General features: G+C 61.8%; 16 protein-coding genes. 9 read left to right on the top strand and 7 right to left on the bottom strand.

The genetic code is table 11. From position 1 onward, the window contains the following. Positions 1–75: 75 nt before the first annotated feature. On the bottom strand, positions 76–1,419 hold the full coding sequence (locus QDY28_RS09115; protein ID WP_331381374.1) for a formimidoylglutamate deiminase: 1,344 nt from the start codon (positions 1,417–1,419) through the stop codon (positions 76–78). A gap of 101 nt (positions 1,420–1,520) precedes the next feature. Here QDY28_RS09115 and hutI point away from each other — a divergent pair, with 101 nt between their 5' ends. From hutI to hutU, 3 genes are read left to right on the top strand one after another with little or no spacing between them, the layout of a single operon-like run. Further along, positions 1,521–2,777 carry an imidazolonepropionase gene (gene hutI, locus QDY28_RS09110; RefSeq protein WP_331381373.1) on the top strand — a complete coding sequence of 419 codons (1,257 nt, stop codon included), beginning with the start codon at positions 1,521–1,523 and terminating at the stop codon, positions 2,775–2,777. Next, on the top strand, positions 2,774–4,309 hold the full coding sequence (gene hutH / locus QDY28_RS09105; RefSeq protein ID WP_331381372.1) for a histidine ammonia-lyase: 1,536 nt from the start codon (positions 2,774–2,776) through the stop codon (positions 4,307–4,309). The genes hutI and hutH overlap by 4 nt, the downstream gene beginning before the upstream one ends. Position 4,310: 1 nt before the next feature. Further along, positions 4,311–5,996, top strand: coding sequence for a urocanate hydratase (hutU, locus tag QDY28_RS09100; protein ID WP_331381371.1), 1,686 nt, complete (start codon positions 4,311–4,313; stop codon positions 5,994–5,996). 3 nt (positions 5,997–5,999) lie between these two features. Here hutU and QDY28_RS09095 read toward each other — a convergent pair whose 3' ends face one another. Further along, positions 6,000–6,386 carry a type II toxin-antitoxin system VapC family toxin gene (locus QDY28_RS09095; protein ID WP_331381370.1) on the bottom strand — a complete coding sequence of 129 codons (387 nt, stop codon included), beginning with the start codon at positions 6,384–6,386 and terminating at the stop codon, positions 6,000–6,002. After that, on the bottom strand, positions 6,383–6,655 hold the full coding sequence (locus QDY28_RS09090) for a type II toxin-antitoxin system Phd/YefM family antitoxin (RefSeq protein ID WP_331381369.1): 273 nt from the start codon (positions 6,653–6,655) through the stop codon (positions 6,383–6,385). Before QDY28_RS09090 ends, QDY28_RS09095 begins: the two co-directional genes overlap by 4 nt. Before the next feature lie 75 nt (positions 6,656–6,730). On the opposite strand from QDY28_RS09090, the gene QDY28_RS09085 reads away from it, so the two are divergent. The 4 genes from QDY28_RS09085 to QDY28_RS09070 all read left to right on the top strand — a co-directional run bounded on the left by QDY28_RS09085 (position 6,731) and on the right by QDY28_RS09070 (position 10,101). Next, complete coding sequence (locus tag QDY28_RS09085) at positions 6,731–7,309, top strand: HutD/Ves family protein (protein ID WP_331381368.1); 579 nt, start codon at positions 6,731–6,733, stop codon at positions 7,307–7,309. A 76-nt stretch (positions 7,310–7,385) separates the two neighbouring features. Continuing rightward, entirely contained in the window at positions 7,386–8,048 is a 663-nt protein-coding gene (locus QDY28_RS09080) for a sulfite oxidase-like oxidoreductase (RefSeq protein WP_331381367.1), read from the top strand. A gap of 200 nt (positions 8,049–8,248) precedes the next feature. After that, entirely contained in the window at positions 8,249–9,700 is a 1,452-nt protein-coding gene (locus QDY28_RS09075) for an MFS transporter (RefSeq protein ID WP_331381366.1), read from the top strand. A 92-nt stretch (positions 9,701–9,792) separates the two neighbouring features. Next, on the top strand, positions 9,793–10,101 hold the full coding sequence (locus QDY28_RS09070) for a hypothetical protein (RefSeq protein WP_331381365.1): 309 nt from the start codon (positions 9,793–9,795) through the stop codon (positions 10,099–10,101). Between the two features lie 16 nt (positions 10,102–10,117). Here QDY28_RS09070 and QDY28_RS09065 read toward each other — a convergent pair whose 3' ends face one another. Next, entirely contained in the window at positions 10,118–10,513 is a 396-nt protein-coding gene (locus QDY28_RS09065) for a type II toxin-antitoxin system VapC family toxin (RefSeq protein WP_331381364.1), read from the bottom strand. Next, positions 10,513–10,740, bottom strand: coding sequence for a type II toxin-antitoxin system VapB family antitoxin (locus QDY28_RS09060; RefSeq protein WP_331381363.1), 228 nt, complete (start codon positions 10,738–10,740; stop codon positions 10,513–10,515). Before QDY28_RS09060 ends, QDY28_RS09065 begins: the two co-directional genes overlap by 1 nt. A gap of 182 nt (positions 10,741–10,922) precedes the next feature. On the opposite strand from QDY28_RS09060, the gene QDY28_RS09055 reads away from it, so the two are divergent. Then, a complete protein-coding gene (locus tag QDY28_RS09055; protein ID WP_331381362.1) occupies positions 10,923–12,113 on the top strand; it encodes an acetyl-CoA C-acyltransferase in 1,191 nt (396 codons plus the stop codon). A 248-nt stretch (positions 12,114–12,361) separates the two neighbouring features. Here the strand turns inward: QDY28_RS09055 and cueR are convergent, their stop codons facing one another. Both cueR and QDY28_RS09045 read right to left on the bottom strand, forming a co-directional pair. Continuing rightward, on the bottom strand, positions 12,362–12,748 hold the full coding sequence (cueR, locus tag QDY28_RS09050; RefSeq protein ID WP_331381361.1) for a Cu(I)-responsive transcriptional regulator: 387 nt from the start codon (positions 12,746–12,748) through the stop codon (positions 12,362–12,364). Between the two features lie 73 nt (positions 12,749–12,821). Further along, positions 12,822–15,347 carry a heavy metal translocating P-type ATPase gene (locus QDY28_RS09045; RefSeq protein WP_331381360.1) on the bottom strand — a complete coding sequence of 842 codons (2,526 nt, stop codon included), beginning with the start codon at positions 15,345–15,347 and terminating at the stop codon, positions 12,822–12,824. 171 nt (positions 15,348–15,518) lie between these two features. Between QDY28_RS09045 and QDY28_RS09040 the strand changes: the two genes are divergently transcribed. Beyond that, on the top strand, positions 15,519–16,628 hold the full coding sequence (locus QDY28_RS09040) for an RHE_PE00001 family protein (RefSeq protein ID WP_331381359.1): 1,110 nt from the start codon (positions 15,519–15,521) through the stop codon (positions 16,626–16,628). Positions 16,629–16,648 lie beyond the last annotated feature (20 nt).

Genomic DNA, 16,648 nt, shown 5'->3' with positions numbered 1-16,648 from the left:
CCGTTTCCTCGTGAGACCTGGATGATCGCCACTCTGTTCATTTAGAACTTCATTGTCGCGACGGAAAATGCTTTTTCAACCGATTAGTTCGGTCATTGCGGCACGGAACCGACCGGCAATTGTTTTCCGCTGCTTATGCCGGCCACCTTCGACCTGCTTACGGCCCTGCGCCCAGACGCTGTCGACTGCAACGCCGCCGGCAAACATCCACTGATCGAGGATCTGATCGCCGGAAAGGTAGGGAACGGCGCTAACGTCGAGCGAGACCACGTCGGCGTAACGGCCGACAGCGAGCCCGGCTTGTGCCTTCAACGCCACGCCGCCGCCGGCGATGGCATAGTCGAACAGCGCGCGCGCCGTCGAGCCGCCCGATGTGGCGATGACGTTACGGGCCTGCAGCGCCAGACGCTGCGAATATTCCAACTGCCGCAGTTCTTCGGGAACGGAGATCAAAATGTTGGAATCCGAGCCGATGCCATAGCGGCCGCCCTCCTCCAGGAACAACGGCGCCGGAAAAGTGCCATCGCCGAGGTTGGCTTCTGTCACCGGGCAGAGGCCGGCGATCGCACCGCTTTTCGCCATTCGCCGGGTTTCGCCATCGGTCATATGGGTCGCGTGGATCAGGCACCAGCGTCCGTCGACCGGTGCATGATCGAGCAGCCATTCGACCGGCCGGGCACCGGACCAGGCGAGGCAATCCTCGACTTCCTTCACCTGTTCGGCGACATGGATATGGATCGGCCCGTCACCGGCGAGCGGCACGAGTTTTGCGAGCTCTTCAGGCGTTGCCGCCCTGAGGCTATGCGGGGCAAGGCCGAGTTCGGCGCCGGGCAGCCGGTCGACGATGGTCCGGCAGCCGGCCATTAGCGCTTCGAACCGATCGAGCGAATTGATGAAGCGCCGCTGGCCATCGATTGGGGCGGCGCCGCCGAAGCCGGAATGGGCGTAGAAGACTGGCAGCAGCGTCAAGCCAATGCCGGTCTCGGCGCTTGCCGCGCCGATGCGCTCGGCCATCTCGGCGATATTGGCATAGGAACTGCCATCCTTGTCGTGATGCAGATAGTGGAACTCGCCGACCCGGGAGAAGCCGGCTTCCAGCATTTCCATATAAAGCTGCGCAGCCACCGCCTCGACATGATCGGGGGTCATCGAGAGCGCGAACTTGTACATGACGGTCCGCCAGCTCCAGAAGCTATCATTTGCCGGGCCGCGGACTTCGGCGAGGCCCGCCATGGCGCGCTGAAAGGCGTGGCTGTGGAGATTGGGCATTGCCGGAACCAGAACCTCGTGCCGTTCGTCGTCGGCGTCCGCTGCAACGCCAGCCTGGATACCGGCAATGCGGCCGTCCTCCAGCGTCAGCCGGACATTTTCCCGCCAGCCATCGTGAAGCAGCGCCGAACGTGCATGAAGTTTCGTCATGACCTAGCTCTTTCCTTTTGGATCCAGAATCCAAAATCCCTCTTGTCAGCTCTTTTAATATGTATATACATTATGAACCCATAAGGAAAGGCGTAAAGCTGATGAGTGGGAACAATTTTTCCAGCGATAGCGTGAGATCCGAGGCCAAAAGCCGCCTCTGGCGCAATGCCCGTCTGGCGACCTTGCAAGGCGATAGGCCGGGGCTCGGCACCGTCGAGAAGGGTGCAATCCTGACCAAGGGCAGCCAAATCGTTTTCGCGGGCAATGAGAGCGATGTGCCTGAGGCCGGCGATGCGGAAATCCTCGATCTCGAAGGCCGCTGGGTCACGCCCGGTCTCGTCGATTGCCACACGCACATCGTTCACGGCGGCAACCGCGCCCGCGAATTCGAGATGCGGCTGGAAGGCGCGAGCTACGAAGAGATTGCGCGCGCCGGCGGCGGCATCGTCTCCTCGGTCAACGCGACGCGCGCGCTGTCCGTCAATGATCTCATTGCAACTGCCCTGCCGCGCCTCGATACGCTGCTTGCCGAGGGCGTCACCACGATCGAGGTGAAGTCCGGCTATGGCCTCAGCATCGAATCCGAATTGAAGATGCTGCAGGCAGCCCGGGCGCTGGAAGATGCTCGCCCGGTGCGCGTCGTCACGTCCTATCTCGCCGCGCATGCGACGCCGGCGGATTACAAGGGCCGGAACGGCGATTATATTTCCGAGGTGGTGTTGCCGGGTCTGGAGCAGGCGCATGCCAAGGGCTTGGCCGATGCGGTCGACGGCTTCTGCGAAGGAATAGCCTTTTCGCCGGCCGAGATTGCCCGCGTCTTCGATCGTGCCACGTCGCTCGGCATCCCTGTGAAACTGCATGCCGAGCAGCTCTCCAATCTCGGCGGCGCCAAGCTTGCCGCCTCTTATGGTGCGCTTTCCGCCGACCATCTCGAATATCTCGATGAGGACGGCGTGAAGGCTATGGGGGCGGCTGGCACGGTCGCGGTTCTTCTGCCCGGCGCCTTCTATGCCATTCATGAAAAGCAGAAGCCGCCTGTCAAGGCGCTGCGCGAGGCAGGTGTTGAGATCGCCATCGCCACCGATTGCAATCCCGGCACCTCGCCGCTGACCTCGATGCTGCTGACGATGAACATGGCGGCCACGCTCTTCGGCCTGACCGTCGAGGAATGCATCGCGGGTGCCACCCGTGAAGGCGCCCGTGCTCTCGGTCTGCTTGCCGAGACCGGCACGTTGGAGGCCGGCAAATCGGCCGATTTCGCCGTCTGGAACATCGAAAGCCCTGCCGAGCTTGTCTATCGCATCGGCTTCAATCCGCTTCATGCCCGCGTCTTCAAGGGAGAAAAATTCGACCGATGACCGTCACTCTCCATCCCGGCTCCGTCTCGCTGAAACAACTGGCCGCGATCTACTGGACCGGCGAGCCTGCCAAGCTCGATGCCTCTTTCGATACCGGCATCCTCAAAGCCGCTGCCCGTATCGCCGAAATCGCCGCCGGCAATGCACCCGTCTACGGCATCAATACCGGCTTCGGCAAACTGGCTTCCATCAAGATCGACAGCGCCGATGTGGCCACCCTCCAGCGCAATCTCATTCTGTCGCATTGCTGCGGCGTCGGCCAGCCGCTGCCGGAGAACGTCGTTCGCCTGATCATGGCGCTTAAGCTCGTTTCACTCGGCCGCGGGGCGTCCGGCGTCCGGCTGGAATTGGTGCGGCTGATCGAGGCGATGCTTGAAAAGGGCGTGGTGCCCGTCATCCCCGAGAAGGGTTCGGTCGGTGCTTCCGGCGATCTGGCGCCGCTCGCGCATATGACCGCCGTCATGATGGGGCATGGCGAGGCCTTTTATGCCGGTGAACGGCTTTCCGGCGCAGAAGCTCTCGAAAAGGCCGGACTGACGCCGATCGTACTTGCCGCCAAGGAAGGGCTGGCGCTGATCAATGGCACGCAGGTCTCAACGGCACTCGCTCTTGCCGGCCTTTTCCGTGCCCATCGCGCTGCGCAGGCGGCCTTGATCACCGGCGCAATGTCGACGGATGCCGCCATGGGCTCTTCCGCGCCGTTCCATCCCGATATCCACACGCTGCGTGGTCATAAGGGCCAGATCGATACCGCCGCCGCCCTTCGTGGCCTGCTTGCCGGTTCGGTGATCCGTCAAAGCCATATCGAGGGCGACGAGCGCGTTCAGGACCCCTATTGTATCCGCTGCCAGCCGCAGGTCGACGGCGCCTGCCTGGACCTCCTGCGTTCGGCCGGCCGCACGCTTGAAATCGAAGCCAATGCGGTCACCGACAATCCGCTCGTCCTGTCGGACAATTCCGTGGTGTCCGGCGGCAATTTCCATGCCGAGCCGGTGGCCTTCGCCGCCGACCAGATCGCGATCGCCGTCTGCGAGATCGGTGCGATCTCGCAGCGCCGCATTGCGTTGCTGGTCGATCCGGCGCTCAGCTATGGATTGCCGGCTTTCCTCGCCAAGAAGCCGGGTTTGAACTCCGGGCTGATGATTGCCGAGGTCACCTCGGCCGCGCTGATGTCCGAAAACAAGCAGATGTCGCATCCGGCCTCCGTCGATTCGACGCCGACATCAGCCAATCAGGAAGACCATGTCTCCATGGCCTGCCATGGCGCGCGTCGCCTATTGCCGATGACGGACAATCTCTTCGGCATCGTCGGCATCGAGGCGCTGACGGCGGCGCAGGGCGTCGAGCTGCGCGCGCCGCTGACCACCAGTCCCGAACTGACCCTTGCCATCGCCACGATCCGTGCCGCAGCGCCCGCGCTCGATGAAGACCGCTATATGGCAAACGACCTCAAAGCCGCCAGCGACCTTGTCGCTTCCGGCGCACTCAACGCATCCGTATCCGCCGGCATCCTGCCCTCTCTGGAGATATGACATGACCAACCCACGCCATAATATCCGCGAAATCCGCGCTCCTCGCGGCCCGGAGCTCAACGCCAAGAGCTGGATGACCGAAGCGCCTCTGCGCATGCTGATGAACAATCTCGACCCGGATGTTGCGGAAAACCCGAACGAGCTGGTCGTTTACGGCGGCATCGGTCGCGCTGCCCGCACCTGGGATGATTTCGACCGCATCGCCGCGACGCTGAAGACGCTGAACGAGGACGAGACGCTGCTCGTGCAGTCCGGCAAGCCGGTCGGCGTGTTCCGCACCCACAAGGATGCGCCGCGCGTGTTGATCGCGAACTCCAACCTCGTGCCGCATTGGGCGACCTGGGATCATTTCAACGAGCTGGATAAGAAGGGCCTTGCCATGTACGGCCAGATGACGGCTGGCTCGTGGATCTATATCGGCACGCAGGGCATCGTGCAGGGCACCTACGAAACCTTCGTCGAAGCGGGCCGCCAGCATTATAACGGCAATCTGAAGGGCAAGTGGATACTGACCGGCGGCCTCGGCGGCATGGGTGGCGCGCAGCCGCTGGCGGCCGTCATGGCCGGCGCCTGCTGCCTCGCTGTCGAATCCGATGAGACCCGCATCGATTTCCGCCTGCGCACCCGTTATGTCGACGAAAAGGCAAAGACGCTGGATGAAGCGCTGGCCCTGATCGACAAGTGGACGAAGGCAGGCGAAGCCAAGTCTGTCGGCCTGCTCGGCAATGCTGCCGAAATCTTCCCGGAGCTGGTGAAGCGCATGAAGGCCGGTGGTCCGCGCCCGGATATCGTCACCGACCAGACCTCCGCCCACGACCCGCTGAACGGCTACCTGCCGGCGGGCTGGACTGTGGCCGAACACAGGGCCAAGCGCGAGAGCGATCCGAAAGCCGTCGAGGCTGCCGCCCGCGCTTCGATGAAGGTGCATGTCGAAGCCATGGTCGCCTTCTGGGATGCTGGCGTTCCGACGCTCGACTACGGCAACAACATTCGCCAGGTCGCCAAGGATGAAGGTTTCGAAAACGCCTTCGCCTTCCCGGGCTTCGTGCCGGCCTATATCCGTCCGCTCTTCTGCCGCGGTATCGGTCCGTTCCGTTGGGCCGCCCTGTCCGGCGATCCGGAGGATATCTACAAGACGGACGCCAAGGTGAAGGAGCTGCTGCCCGACAACAAGCACCTGCACAACTGGCTCGACATGGCGCGGGAGCGCATCGCTTTCCAGGGCCTGCCGGCCCGTATTTGCTGGGTTGGCCTCGGCGATCGCCATCGTCTCGGCCTAGCCTTCAACGAAATGGTCAGGAACGGCGAGCTGAAGGCGCCGATCGTTATCGGCCGCGATCATCTCGACTCCGGCTCGGTCGCTTCGCCGAACCGTGAGACGGAAGCCATGAAGGACGGCTCGGATGCCGTTTCCGACTGGCCGCTGCTGAACGCCCTGCTCAACACCGCATCCGGCGCCACCTGGGTATCGCTGCATCACGGCGGCGGCGTCGGCATGGGTTTTTCCCAGCACTCCGGCATGGTCATCTGCGCCGACGGCACCGATGATGCGGCGCGGCGTTTGGAGCGCGTTCTCTGGAACGATCCGGCAACTGGGGTCATGCGCCACGCTGACGCCGGTTACGACATTGCCATCGATTGCGCAAAGGAACAGGACCTGCGCCTGCCGGCCATCCTGGGGAATTGAGGCCTAAACCAGCCGTACAAGACCGCCGTAGCTCGCGACGGTCTTGTCAGCGGTGATCAGGGGAATACCTTCGACAAAGGCTTGGGCGACAAGAATGCGGTCGAAAGGCTCTTTGTGAATATCTGGCAGATCCATGGCCGCCGCCGCGTGTTGCCCGAAAACGGGTAGTTCTTCATATCCGTTTTCAAGCAGATTTTCGTAGAGCCTGTGGGCATTGACGTCAAAGCCGGGCCGCGCCAATCCCGTCTTGATCGCCACCTCCCATATGCTTGCGGTTGAAAATGCAATCGTGTTGTCGAGGTCTTCAATTAGATCGCGGGCTTTTTCCGGCAGTCGCGGGGAATCGACCGTCGCCCAGAGCAGAACATGTGTATCGACGAGAAACTTCATCGGTCTTTGATGTCTTTGAAATCATTGAGATTGCCGGAGAACATCTCCTCGATTTCATCAGCCATCATAGTGTCGAAATCTTCGGGAACCAGGATTTCGCCTTTCAAGAAACCGATGCGACGCTTCTTCGGTGCTTCTTTCTCTTCGATCGGCACAACTTTCACCATCGGTTTGCCCGCCTTGGCGATAATGAAAGCTTCGCCCTTTGCGGCTTTCTCGATCAGCCGCGACAAATGCGTCTTCGCCTCATGTATGTTGACGGTTTCCATAGCAGGCTCCGAGTGGACTTAGTCCACTAAACTTAGTTTACTCTTGCCCAAATCACAATAATTGGACCCAAACGTATGGCAGCTCAGAAATTCAAAATCCTCCGCCATGACAGCTATCGGCGCATGCCCTGGAAAAACGGCGGCGGCGAGACGGTGGAAATCGCCGTTTCGCCAGAGGGTGCCGGGCTTGCCGAATTCGACTGGCGCGTCAGCATGGCGACCGTTGCGACGGACGGGCCATTCTCGGTCTTTCCCGGCATAGATCGTACGCTATCCATTCTTGATGGCGAGGGCATGACCCTCTTCATCGAAGGGCGTGCGCCCGAACGCCTGACGCAGGAGAGCGACCCGCTGCCCTTTGCGGCCGATGCGCCGACCTCGGCGACGCTGATCGACGGGACGATCACCGATCTCAACGTGATGACGCGGCGGGGACGCTTTACGCATTCGGTGCGGCGCGTTTCCGTCGACGGCAATAACGATGTCGCTTTCGAAGGCGGGACTAGCTTTGTTCTTTGTCATCGCGGAGATGTCGACGTTGGTGGTATCGCGCTTGCCGCGGGCGATTGCTTGCTTATCCCGGATGGTGACGCCACACGGCGTCCGATCGTTGGCAAGGCGCAGCTCTTCTACATCGCCATCGAAGCAATATAGTCGGCTATCAACTCCTCTGACTTGACACCCGCCCGGCTCAGTTATCCTATTTCTGCGCAGCAGAGAGGATACCTGAATGAGCGACGATCAGATCCCGGCCGATAGCAAGCTCACCACCTCCAAGCGCCGCTGGGCGGCAGAGGGCAAATTTCTAACCGGACGGATCAGCCGGCCGGAAACCGAGCGCCTGCCGCCGGGGCAGCATCTCGTCAGGAATTGGCCGGTGCTCGATCTCGGTCAGCAGCCGCAGGTTTCGCTATCGAGCTGGCGGCTTGATGTGCTGGGGTTCGTGGAAAAGCGGCTCAGCCTCGATTGGGCCGCTTTCCAGGCGATCGAACAGAGCACCCGCGTCAGCGATATTCATTGCGTGACGACCTGGTCGCGCTACGACAATCGCTGGGAAGGCGTTTCGACGCGCGATCTACTTGATCTCGCCATGCCGACGTCCGAAGCGCACCATGTGCTGCTGACGAGCTATGACGGCTATACCACCAATCTGCCGCTTGCCGAATTTGCTGCCGAGGACGCTATTCTGGCCACCGCGTGGGAGGGCCAGTCGCTGACACGAGAGCATGGTGGTCCAATGCGCCTCGTCGTGCCGCATCTTTATTTCTGGAAAAGCGCCAAGTGGCTGAACCGCATCGAGCTCATCGGTGTCGACAGGGCCGGCTTCTGGGAGAAGAACGGCTATCACATGTATGGCGATCCCTGGCGGGAGCAACGATACTCCGACGATTGATGGGCGCACAATGGCAGGCCGAAGTGAGGCAAGCGCAAATCCCGCGGGAATCGCGACTCTTATGTCACCCTGTCAATTTTTGATGGCCGCGATGAGGCTTTGCGGCTTTGCAATCCATGGTGATGGGCGTATGCAATGATCGTATGATTACTGTCGGGGAACGCCCGGCCGCCGAAACGTCATTCTCTGAAATTCATGTCATGACCGTTGTCCGGACCACAGAGCAGCAATCCGAAGAAAGTTTCGGCCGGCAATCGCGTATCATCGCTCTCGTCGTCGCCGTTGCATTCTTCATGCAAATCCTGGACGGCACGATCGTCACGACCTCGTTGCCGCAGATGGGGGCGTCCTTCGGCGTCGAGCCGGTGTCGATGAGCATCGGCATCACCGTCTATCTGTTGACGATGGCGGCCTTTGTGCCGCTGGCGGGCTGGGCCGGCGATCGTTACGGCGCCCGGCGGGTGTTTTTGGCATCGATCACGGTTTTCACTGCGGCATCGCTATTCTGCGGTCTCTCCGGCAATCTCGTCGAATTCGTCACCGCCCGTGCAGTGCAGGGTATCGGCAGCGCGCTGATGACGCCGGTCGGCCGCATCATCGTATTGAAAAACGCACGCAAATCCGATCTCGTGCATGCGATATCGATGATCACATGGCCGGCGTTGACCGCACCCGTCATCGGTCCTGTCCTCGGCAGTTTCATCACCACTTATCTCACCTGGCACTGGAACTTCCTGATCAACATTCCGATCGGCATTCTGGGGCTTGGGCTTGTTCTGCGCTTCGTGCCGGACCAGCGGGAGGAAAAGGTCGCAAGGCTCGATTTCATCGGCTTCCTGCAATCGGCGGCGGGGCTGACTTTCCTGCTCGCCGGCCTGGAATTCGTGGTCCAGGGGACCACCGGATTGGCGCCCAGCGCTGGGCTCATTGCTGCCGGCGTGGTTTTCTCCGTCATCGCCACCCGGCATTTCATGAAAGTCGATGCGCCCTTGCTCGATCTTTCCGCCTTCAAGGTGCAGACCTTCGCCATGTCGACGCTTTCGGCCGGAACGGCAAGCCGAGTGGCGATCAACGCCACGCCTTTCCTGATCCCGCTGCTCTTCCAAGTCGGCTTAGGCCGCAGTGCGATCGACGCCGGCACCTATCTGCTGTTCTACTTCGCCGGTAACCTCGGCATGAAGGCGATCACCACGCAGATGTTGAAAATCTTCGGCTTTCGCAACGTGCTCGTCGTCAACGGTCTGATCTCGTCGGCCAGCATCGGCGCATGCGCGTTGTTATCTTCGTCGACGCCGGATCCGCTGATATATAGCCTGCTATTCGTTGCAGGCTTGTCGCGATCGATGAACTTCACGGCGCTGAATACGCTCGGCTTTGCCGATATTCATGCCGCGCAGCGCAGTTCTGCCTCGACTCTTTCGAGCATGCTGCAGCAGGTTTCGCTGCTGCTCGGCGTTGCCGTCGCCGCCGCTGTTCTCAATCTCTCCCGCACCATTCACGGTGGAGAAACGCTGTCGCTCGTTGATTTCCGCTGGGCTTTCCTCGTCGTTGGCCTTATCGGCGCCGTCTCCGCAATGCGTTTTATCAGCCTGCCCCACGATGCCGGCCAGGAAGTCTCGCGACACAGGGCGAAGACCTCATCAAAAGCTTAAAATTCTTAACGATATCGAGACGCAAGCAACTGTAAATTGGCTTGTCGGTTCCCATATAAATGGGGGCGTTAACTCCTATAGGAGGCAGTCTCATGGTGCTCAAAACTCTCGCTATCTCCGCTCTTATCGTCGGTATGTCCGGCGCCGCTATGGCGGAGCAGGTGCACAAGCATCATCCCAAGCGTGTCACTGTGGAGGCGTTCCAGCCCGATGTCGTCTTTGTCGACCATTCCAAGGATGCAATCCTCCCGGACGGCACGATCAACACCGATCCGTCGGTGACCGGTCCCATCCGCGCGGGCGATGCGATATCGAGGCTGCAATGCGCCGCGGCTCCAAACGCCGTTGGCGTTTCGAACACATATGCCGCCGGTCCGACCTCGCTTTGCCCTGGACAGTAGTTTCGATGCAGATCGGTTAGGCCATATCGATATCCGTATGGCCAAACCGGTCGCTTTTCGACAATAGCGGCTGGCGATAATAGCGAGCGCAGGCATAAGTCATGCAATCGTCAAGGCTGAGGCGTGCCGGATGGTCGTTTTGGCCGAAGCGCTCGTAGGCTTCGGTCGCCAAAACGGCGGCACGGGGTGGCACGGCAAACATCTGAATATTCATGAGCTGCAGAAACGTGCGCACCGCTTCGCCGGCTCCGGTCGGCGATAGCCCCAAAGCGGCGGAAACCAGGATTGCGGCATTCGCGGCCGCAAGCGGCGAGGTCATCCGCGCCGTCGCCGGTTGCATGCGAATGGCAAAGGCGCGCGCCTCCTCCTCGTCGGTCATCATCGCCGACAACACGGACGCATCGATAAACATCAAGCATCCTCCGTTGTGCCAGCGTCTCCACTGTTTGCAGTGGCTTTCTGCTTGAGATTGCGGCAGAACGCGACGGCAATATCGGCAAGGGCTGGTTTGCTCAGCTCTTCATCCAATGCCTTCTGCAAGGCAAGCCGCACCGCTTCCGTCTTGGTGGAGGCCTTGGTCAGCGCCTGATAGCGCCGCGCCAGCCGGTCAATGGCGTCATCCTTGATGTAAAGCGGCATGGATATCCCTTCGATCTTTTGCGAATATCCTTACGGCGGATCAACAGCAAGAGCAATTGCCCCTTGCCGTGTAACGCCGGCAGCTTTGCAGTCGATCTGTCGCGCTTATTTAGATGACGAACATCATTTAACGTGATAGCAATGGGGCTGAAGATGCCGTTTGCTGATCATGAGGAGATGTCATGCCCGCTATCGATCCCGTCGTCATTGTTTCCGCCACCCGCACGCCGCTCGGCCGTTTCCAAGGCGAATTGTCGCCGTTTCAGGCGCCGGAACTCGGCTCCCATGTCATCCGTGCTGCCTTGGAGCGGGCCGGATTGTCAGCCGAGAAAGTGGACGAGGTGTTGTTCGGCTGCGTCCTGCCGGCAGGTCAGGGGCAGGCCCCGGCCAGGCAGGCGGCGCGCGGCGCAGGATTGCCAGACGCGGTCGGCGCCACGACGATCAACAAAGTCTGCGGTTCGGGCATGAAGGCGACTATGCTGGCGCATGATCTGATCCTTGCCGGCTCCGCCTCGATCGCCGTCTCCGGCGGCATGGAGTCGATGTCGAACGCACCCTACCTGCTTTCCAAGGCAAGGGGCGGCTACCGTATGGGCCATGACCGCATCTTCGATCACATGATGCTCGACGGACTGGAGGACGCCTACGAAAAAGGCCGCTCCATGGGCGATTTTGGCGAAATGGCGGTCGAAGCCTATCAGTTCAGCCGCGACGATCAGGATGCCTATGCCGTCGAAACGCTGACACGGGCTCGCAAAGCGATCGAATCGGGGGCGTTCGAGGCCGAGATCACGCCCATTTCTGTGGCTGCCAAGGGTGGACCGGTGACGATCGCCAAGGACGAGCATCCGCAGAAGGTCTCGCCGGAAAAGATTCCGAGCCTGAAGGCGGCCTTCCGCAAGGACGGTACGATCACCGCCGCCAGCGCTTCGGCCAATGCCGACGGCGCGGCTGCCCTCGTCCTGACATGCCGCTCGATCGCCGAGCGCGAAGGTCTGCCGATCCTCGCCGAGATCAAGGCGCACGCCACGCACTCTCAGGAGCCCGCCTGGTATACAACCGCGCCGATCCCGGCGATCCGCAAGGTGCTCGACAAGACCGGCTGGAAAGTCGGCGATGTCGATCTCTTCGAGATCAACGAAGCCTTTGCGGTCGTCGCGATGGCGGCGGCCAAGGATCTCGGCATCGATCGCGACCGCCTCAACATCAATGGCGGCGCCTGCGCGCTCGGCCATCCCATCGGCGCCACGGGTGCTCGGCTGATTGTGACCTTGCTGCATGCTCTGGAGCGCCAGGGCGCAACGCGGGGCGTCGCCGCACTCTGCATCGGCGGCGGCGAGGCGACGGCGATTGCGGTGGAGAGGATGAATTGAGGATAGGGGCGGTGGCCGCCTCGTCCTTCGAGGCCCAGACGTTTCCGCTGGCGCTTCATCGCCTGGGCACCTCAGGATGAGGCGGAGAGAGTGCATCGAAAGGGCGTTCAAGCTGCAACTTGCCCTCTTTCGGCAAGCTCAGGACTTGAGGGCAAGTCAGGGCGGCTGGCAAGAAGATCAGCCCTCACTCTGAGGTGCGGAGGCTAAAGCCGGAGCCTCGAAGAGCGAGGGCGGGTGGATCAGCAATCTCACCCCTCCGACAACTCCTCCAGGATCGGACAATCCGGCCGCTCATTGCCATGGCAGGCATGCACCAGATGCTCCAGTGCGCGCCGCAGTTCGGTCAGTTCGCGGATCTTCCGGTCGATCTCGGTGAGTTTCGATGTGGCGATCTCCTTGACATCGGCGCTGGCGCGGCTTTTGTCTTCGTAGAGTGCCAGCAGTTGCCGGCACTCGTCGACCGAAAAGCCCAGGCTGCGGGAGCGGTGCAGGAAGCGCAGCTTGTGTACGTCGTCCGAGCCGTAGTCGCGATAGCCATTGTTGCCGCGATCGGGGCGGATCAGGCCGATATCCTCGTAATAGCGGATCGTCTTGGCCGGCAGGCCGGAACGGCCGGATGCTTCGCCGATATTCATGTGAACTCTCCTTATTTCGCTAGAGCGCCGCGCGTTCGCTTGAACGCACAAAGGTCGCTCTAGTCTTTTGAATCTAGGACATCTTATCCGTTTTCCGGTGGTTCCACCTGAAGGCGGGATGCTCTAGTCTCAGCCGCAGCGCGTTGGCGATCACCGAGACAGAGGACAGGCTCATTGCGGCAGCGGCAATCATCGGCGATAGAAGCAGGCCGAAGACCGGGTAGAGCACGCCCGCGGCCAGCGGCACGCCGAGAGCGTTGTAGCCGAAGGCGAAGGCCAGGTTTTGCTTGATATTGCGGATCGTGGCTTCCGAAAGATGCCGCGCCCTGACAATGCCGTTGAGATCGCCCTTCACCAGGGTGATCCCGGCGCTTTCCATCGCGACATCCGCGCCGGTGCCCATGGCGATGCCGACATCGGCCGCGGCCAACGCCGGCGCGTCGTTGATGCCGTCCCCGGCCATGGCGACCACCTTGCCCTTAGCCCGCAGTTCGTCGATCAGCGCCTTCTTGCCTTCCGGCAGCATGTCGGCGCGCACTTCATCGATGCCGAGATGCGCGGCGACGGCCTTGGCGGTCTGGGCGTTGTCGCCGGTCGCCATGATGATTTTCAGGCCGCTGTCGTGCAGCGCCTTGATGGCGGCAGATGTCGTCGGTTTGATCCGGTCGGCGACGGCGACAACACCGGCGAGCTTCTTGTCGAGGGCGACGAACATCACTGTCTTGCCTTCGCTGCGCAGGCGCTCAGTCTCGGCCTGCAATGCGTCCGTCGTAATGCCGAGATCGGCCATCATCGCGGCATTGCCGAGGGCGATTGCGGTCTCGCCGGCGCGGCCTTCGACGCCCTTTCCGCTTACTGCCGAGAAGCCGGAAATTTCGACGAAGCGGCCGCCGCGCTCCTCGGCACCGGCGACGATCGCCTCCGCCAGAGGGTGCTCCGAGCCGCGTTCCAGGCTTGCGGCAAGCGACAACAGGCGGGCTCCGTCGATGCCTGCGGCAGGGACGATATCAGTCAGGTTCGGTTTGCCTTCGGTCAAGGTACCGGTCTTGTCGACGATCAGCGTGTCAACCTTGGCGAAGCGCTCCAGCGCCTCGGCATCGCGCACCAACACGCCCTCCTGCGCGCCGCGGCCCGTGGCGATCATGATCGACATCGGGGTTGCAAGCCCCAATGCGCAGGGGCAGGCGATGATCAGGACGGCGACGGCGGCAAGCAGCGCATGCGCCAGCCTTGGCTCCGGCCCGACAAAGGCCCAGACCGCAAAGGCGATGATGGCGGCGGCGACGACGGCGGGCACGAAGATTGCGGATACACGATCGACCATCGTTTGAATTGGCGCGCGAGACCGCTGCGCCTTGGCGACCAGCTCGACGATGCGCGACAGCGTCGTGTCCGCACCCACCTTTTCGGCGATCATGATCAAAGCGCCGTTCTTATTGATCGTGCCGCCCGTCAGCGTATCGCCTTCGGTCTTTTCGACCGGCAGCGGTTCGCCGGTGATCATCGATTCGTCAATGGTTGACTGTCCGTCGATGACCGAGCCGTCCACCGGCACGCGCTCGCCGGGCCGCACGCGCAGCCGGTCGCCGGCCTGAATATGATCGACAGGCACATCTGTCTCGCTGCCGTCGCCGCCGATACGGCGGGCGGTCTTGGGCGCAAGGTCGAGCAGGGCGCGGATCGCCGAGCCGGTGCGCTCGCGCGCCTTCAACTCCAGCACCTGGCCGACGAAGACCAGGGCGACGATGACCGAAGCGGCTTCGAAGTAGACGGGCACAGCCTCGCCATGGCCGCGAAAGCCCATCGGGAAGATGTCGGGCGCGAGCGTCGCCACAAGGCTGTAGAGGTAGGCCGTGCCGACGCCGAGGCCGATCAGAGTCCACATGTTGGGGCTGCGGTTGAGAACCGAATTCCAGGCGCGGCGGAAGAAGGGCAGGGCGGCCCAGAGCACGACCGGCGTCGCCAGCACCAGTTCGATCCATGTGGCGGCGGGCTCGCCGATCCGGTCGCGCAGGGGAAGGCCGAACATCGGCCCCATGCTGAGGATCAGCAGTGGCAGCGACAGCGCGGCGCTGATCCAGAGGCGGCGGGTAAAATCGACAAGCTCCGGATTCGGGCCTTCATCGGCGGCCGGCACACCCATCGGCTCCAAGGCCATGCCGCATTTCGGGCAATCGCCGGGATGGTCGCTGACGACCTCGGGGTGCATCGGGCAGGTATAGAGCGTACCCTTCGGCATCGGCTTCGGTGCCGGCCTGTTGCCGTCGAGATAGGCTGTGGGATCGGCCTCAAACTTTGTCTTGCAGCCCGCGGAGCAGAAATAGAATTTCTCGCCCTCATGCTTCATAAAATGCGGCGCAGTGGCGCGGTCGACATCCATGCCGCAGACGGGGTCTTTGGCCGTCAGATAGTGTTCAGGCTTTGCTTCGAATTTGCTCCGGCAACCTTCGCTGCAGAAGTGGAACGTATGGCCGCGATAATCCAATGACGGCTTGCCGGCGTTGGGATCGACGGTCATGCCGCAGACGGGGTCGCGGATGACCGCATCCTGCGGCGCATCGTGCGGATGATGATGGTCGTGTTTGTCGTGCAATGCCATGGGAACTCCAGTGCCCGGAAGCGGGCGTTGGATAGGTTTATGAACCTTCCTGTTACTGGAAGGTCAAGAGAAAAATGGTAAGCACCGTCCACAAATGAAAGAGGCGGCTTTCTATCCCGATGCCGTCAGGGATGTTAACTTCCGTAAGAATGAATCAATCATGCGATTCCAATGCGATATGATCTTGCCACCCTGCCGCTGACGACGCTTCTGCCCGCAATGACCAAGGCGGAGGATATGCTGGCGCGGCTTGATGAGCGGGTCCTAAGGCATGCGGTCAGCAATGGTTTTCGCGAGCGGGGCCATTTTTTCGATGCGGTCGGCGCACTCTGGGTCGGCGGCGAGCTGGTGCATGTCGAGGATCTGGTGCTGCATGATGCTCATGTGGATGCCCGCGCGCCGACGCATGAGCTGACCATCGCCCACGCAGTGCTCCGCGCCCGGCGACGGCTGTGGAGCGCCGAGCCCGATTGGGGGCTGGGGATGGCCGGTCTTGCCGCTTTGCGTGGTGACGTCGGTGATGCCGAGGAAGCGGCCACTCCGCGGCCTATCTCTGTCGAGAGCGCGGAAGCAGAAGAGGAAGATGATGACGAGGACGAGAATGATTTCGGCATGGATTTTGCCGAGATCGACGCCATCATCGCCCGCTCCGGGCAAGTGCTGGATGGAAAGATTCCCGAGGCCAGGATTGTGACCAAGGATGACCCGCTTGGCCTTATCCAGGATCAGGACTGGGACGAAAACGAGCGGTTGGAGAACTGGCGCTCTGTCATCCATCAGGCCGATCTTCTGCCGCCGACTTTAGGGGCCGCCGTTCTGTTCGACGCCTGGGAACGGCTCGAACCGCTGCGCCGGCAGCATTGGCTGGGCAGCCTGCTCGTCAGCGCCTACCTTCGCAGCCGCGGCAAGATCACGTCACACCTTTTCTGCCTCAATACCGGCCTGAAGTCCGTTCGGCGTGAGCGCCGCCGCTCGTCTGACGGTACCACGCGGCTGACGGCTTTTCTCGAAGCCATGGCCTCATCGGCCGAGGCGGGGCTGAAGGAGCTCGACCGCCTGTCGCTCGCCAAGATACAGATGGAGCAGCGGCTGAAGGACCGGCGGTCGAACAGCAGTTTGCCCGGCGTCATCGAGATCGTGCTTTCCCGGCCCATCGTCTCCGCCAGCATGGTTGCGCGCCATGTCGGCGTCACCTCCCGCGGTGCTCTCAATCTGGTGACCGAACTTGGCGTGCGCGAGATGACCGGACGCGGGCGCTATCGCGGCTGGGGTGTCCTTTGATGCAGTGAGCGCTAGATTGC

The sequence above is a fragment of the Rhizobium sp. BR 362 genome (genome assembly GCF_036528765.1).
GTDB lineage: Bacteria > Pseudomonadota > Alphaproteobacteria > Rhizobiales > Rhizobiaceae > Rhizobium.
Note: the sequence above shows the minus strand (reverse complement) of the source record. Positions and strands in the feature narration are given on the sequence as shown.

Bases quoted from the DNA above. Each gene is read 5' to 3' on its own strand.
- QDY28_RS09040 (WP_331381359.1), top strand. From the start codon at position 15,519: ATGCGATATGATCTTGCCACCCTGCCGCTGACGACGCTTCTGCCCGCA.
- QDY28_RS09080 (WP_331381367.1), top strand. From the start codon at position 7,386: ATGAGCGACGATCAGATCCCGGCCGATAGCAAGCTCACCACCTCCAAG.
- QDY28_RS09065 (WP_331381364.1), bottom strand. From the start codon at position 10,513: ATGTTTATCGATGCGTCCGTGTTGTCGGCGATGATGACCGACGAGGAG.
- hutH (WP_331381372.1), top strand. From the start codon at position 2,774: ATGACCGTCACTCTCCATCCCGGCTCCGTCTCGCTGAAACAACTGGCC.
- QDY28_RS09060 (WP_331381363.1), bottom strand. From the start codon at position 10,740: ATGCCGCTTTACATCAAGGATGACGCCATTGACCGGCTGGCGCGGCGC.
- QDY28_RS09095 (WP_331381370.1), bottom strand. From the start codon at position 6,386: ATGAAGTTTCTCGTCGATACACATGTTCTGCTCTGGGCGACGGTCGAT.
- QDY28_RS09055 (WP_331381362.1), top strand. From the start codon at position 10,923: ATGCCCGCTATCGATCCCGTCGTCATTGTTTCCGCCACCCGCACGCCG.
- QDY28_RS09075 (WP_331381366.1), top strand. From the start codon at position 8,249: ATGACCGTTGTCCGGACCACAGAGCAGCAATCCGAAGAAAGTTTCGGC.
- QDY28_RS09115 (WP_331381374.1), bottom strand. From the start codon at position 1,419: ATGACGAAACTTCATGCACGTTCGGCGCTGCTTCACGATGGCTGGCGG.
- QDY28_RS09090 (WP_331381369.1), bottom strand. From the start codon at position 6,655: ATGGAAACCGTCAACATACATGAGGCGAAGACGCATTTGTCGCGGCTG.
- hutI (WP_331381373.1), top strand. From the start codon at position 1,521: ATGAGTGGGAACAATTTTTCCAGCGATAGCGTGAGATCCGAGGCCAAA.
- hutU (WP_331381371.1), top strand. From the start codon at position 4,311: ATGACCAACCCACGCCATAATATCCGCGAAATCCGCGCTCCTCGCGGC.
- cueR (WP_331381361.1), bottom strand. From the start codon at position 12,748: ATGAATATCGGCGAAGCATCCGGCCGTTCCGGCCTGCCGGCCAAGACG.
- QDY28_RS09045 (WP_331381360.1), bottom strand. From the start codon at position 15,347: ATGGCATTGCACGACAAACACGACCATCATCATCCGCACGATGCGCCG.
- QDY28_RS09085 (WP_331381368.1), top strand. From the start codon at position 6,731: ATGGCAGCTCAGAAATTCAAAATCCTCCGCCATGACAGCTATCGGCGC.
- QDY28_RS09070 (WP_331381365.1), top strand. From the start codon at position 9,793: ATGGTGCTCAAAACTCTCGCTATCTCCGCTCTTATCGTCGGTATGTCC.